Source organism: Streptomyces sp. NPDC024632 (assembly GCF_055559175.1).
Genome location: NZ_JBVHLD010000042.1, coordinates 1 through 2529, shown reverse-complemented (window position 1 = coordinate 2529; position 2529 = coordinate 1). Strand labels below are relative to the sequence as shown.

At 59.2% G+C, this 2529-nt stretch carries 4 protein-coding genes; 3 read left to right on the top strand and 1 reads right to left on the bottom strand.

The window, feature by feature from the left end; all coding sequences use genetic code 11:
- Positions 1 to 104: 104 nt before the first annotated feature.
- The 3 genes from ACZ37P_RS38425 to ACZ37P_RS38415 all read left to right on the top strand — a co-directional run bounded on the left by ACZ37P_RS38425 (position 105) and on the right by ACZ37P_RS38415 (position 1087).
- A complete protein-coding gene (locus tag ACZ37P_RS38425) occupies positions 105 to 239 on the top strand; it encodes a NucA/NucB deoxyribonuclease domain-containing protein (RefSeq protein ID WP_467351150.1) in 135 nt (44 codons plus the stop codon).
- A 15-nt stretch (positions 240 to 254) separates the two neighbouring features.
- Positions 255 to 662, top strand: a complete 408-nt coding sequence (locus ACZ37P_RS38420; protein WP_401308885.1) for a hypothetical protein — start codon at positions 255 to 257, stop codon at positions 660 to 662.
- 122 nt (positions 663 to 784) lie between these two features.
- On the top strand, positions 785 to 1087 hold the full coding sequence (locus ACZ37P_RS38415; protein ID WP_467351148.1) for a hypothetical protein: 303 nt from the start codon (positions 785 to 787) through the stop codon (positions 1085 to 1087).
- A 1021-nt stretch (positions 1088 to 2108) separates the two neighbouring features.
- Here the strand turns inward: ACZ37P_RS38415 and ACZ37P_RS38410 are convergent.
- A partial coding sequence (locus tag ACZ37P_RS38410; protein ID WP_467351147.1) for an RHS repeat-associated core domain-containing protein occupies positions 2109 to 2529 on the bottom strand: 421 nt, incomplete at its 5' end.

The following is a 2529-nucleotide window of genomic DNA, read 5'->3' as shown; positions in this document are numbered from 1 at the left end:
TCGGTCGTCGACGGCGCAGAGGACTCAGCAGGCGGGTCGGCAGGATAGAGGGCCACTCGAAGGACAAGATCACGATCTACAGCTGCCGTACTAGGTCCCAGATCATGGGAGTTCCGGGCACGGAGAACAGCATCCAAGGAGGTAAAATCAGCACCTTCTACCAGAACACTCCAGTTCGGCACGGTCAACGTTATCTCGTAAAAGTCATCAATGTGAAGTTGCCGCACGGGCTTCACTGATTATGGAGTTTAGATGTGAGCAGAGTCCTCAAAAGAATCACGATGACGCCAGAGTACAGGCAGATCATGGTCCGCGATTTCGGCACTTCAGATGCGCCCGAATGGGAGACGGGTGATGAGCCGTTAGTGTGGCTTCCCGGGAGTTTCATGATTGGCACAGTCGACGATACGGATGGGGATGTGACCGTTGAAGTCAGACTCGGTGCTGCCGATACGCCAGGTGCGAGAACAATTTTCGACGGAATTTTCTCGTGCACTTCTGGAATTGTGAGTATTATGACCCCAACGGAGTATGACAACGAAACCCTGCGGCTGCCCAGGGCTGGTGACTGGAAGATGCGTATCGCCGTCAAGGGAGCCGAGCGGCCTGACTATGTAGCGATCATCTTTGATGATAAGGAATGGTCGACTGCATTGAAATGACGCTGGCAACTTGTCACTGCTCTTTCGCGCTCCTGGTGCCAGCCTTTGACGAATCTTCACGTCGTCCGACCCAGACGTTTCTCTGCCACATGGAAGTTAGGCGGAGGAAAAAAGAAGAGGCGATGGACATGAGCACCCCTGATCGCCACGACGACTGTCACCCCGGCCTGGGGCCAGATCGCAGTCGAGGACTTCGGGAATTCAGAAACACCCTGGAGGAGTCCGACAAGGGCCGCTACGCCCGGCGCATGATCGAACTGTGGGGAGGCTTCTCAGCTCTGGCCGCCGATCTCAAGGAGGGGCCCGCCGCGAACCTGCTGTCCGAGTGGATCTCCGCCGGGAAAGAGCCCGGGCGCATCTACCAGGACCGCAAGTACCTCACGCTCGCCGACGCCCGCCCCGTAAGAAGGGTGCTAAAAACGTGACGGGCTGTCGGGAGCCGCAGCCGTACCTGGACCAGCAGTTGGGCCAGGGAGGCCCCGTCGACGGTGAAAATTCGGCCGTGGGAGTCGATGCTGATCCCGGATGTGCTGGAGCGGGCCCCCCACGAGGTGCCGTCGGTGGTGATTACGTCGTTCAGGGCCCACCGGGCAGGAAGGACGGCTTTGGGGTCCAGGATGTCCACCTGCTACCGGCAGGAGTTCGGCTGGACCCCGGCCGCCTCGCTGGGCAGCGGTATCGGCTCCTTCCTTTCCGTTTCCTTGGAAAATTAGAAATACGGAAGCGATCGTTGCGGCAATGATGAAGATCACCATCCGACACGCCATGTTTCGTTCGGATTTCACCATTTCGCACCCTGCGGATAGGGTTGGTCCAGGGTCAGAAAGTAGACGGCAGTCTAGTTGGCCGTGTGCCACAGAGTATCCCTGTGGCGCACGGCCAGTATCCCTAGCTATCCGACTATGAAGAAGGAAAGCCAATCGATTTCAGGAGAAGTCTCCTTTCTCATCCGTATGAGATAATGTCGGCGTTGTACTCGGCGGTTGCGACACCAACGCCGCAACTACCCACCAATGCTGCACCAGTCCCTACCGGGCCGTAGAGGCGGGCGTATCCAACGATGCCACTCTCTGATGCGGCGCCGATTCCTGCGAGGCAACCCTCTGCATATCCAGCGATCTCGCCCACCTTATCTACGGCATCACCGAAGGAGCTCAGCGAAAGGGATCAATCTTTATGCCCCCGCCCGCCCATGAACAAATAGAGAGCCAGGAACACCAGGATTGCGGTCCCGGCTCCGAGTACGCCGGGCCAGCCGCCTACAGCGCTCACTGCCCTCCTCGCCTGCGTCGCATGTAGTCACGCATGCCGGTCCCTTGTGCCCACATTCCGAAGCCCGCCACTGCCGCGACCGCGATGATGACGATGACCAGTACCACACCGTGCATCGCATACTCCTTGCTGTGAGTGGCGCCGGGGCAATCTCGCCCCGGCGCCGACCATTATTTACAGGAAGCTCTTAGCCACGTCGACCACGTCTTTGACGTTTCCTAGGAAATCGATTGCTCCTGCAGCGCCGCTTCCTTGCTCCCCGCCATATTCCTCAAGGATGTCGAGGCCGACGTTGGTGGCGCATCCGCCGACGAAAGCACCTACTGCTCCATATCCTGTTTCGGACGCTCCGGTGTACAGGCCGACTACAGCGCTCTGCGCACCGCCCTTGAGGCATGACAGTCCGTACTCGGACAGTGATTCGTTTCCTGTGGGGTCGGTGTTGTTGATGGGGTCGTCGCCTGCGTAGGCGTAGCGGTTTCCCTGGGCGGGGTCGGCGGGGAAGGAGTGTGTGTCCTGGGTGGTGAAGCGGCCGGTGGTGGGGTTGTACCAGCGTTGGCCGTATTTGATCCAGCCGGTGGTGCGGTCGTAGGTG

Excerpts from the sequence above, each read along its gene's own strand:
- ACZ37P_RS38425 (WP_467351150.1), top strand. The coding sequence starts at position 105 with ATGGGAGTTCCGGGCACGGAGAACAGCATCCAAGGAGGTAAAATCAGC.
- ACZ37P_RS38415 (WP_467351148.1), top strand. The coding sequence starts at position 785 with ATGGACATGAGCACCCCTGATCGCCACGACGACTGTCACCCCGGCCTG.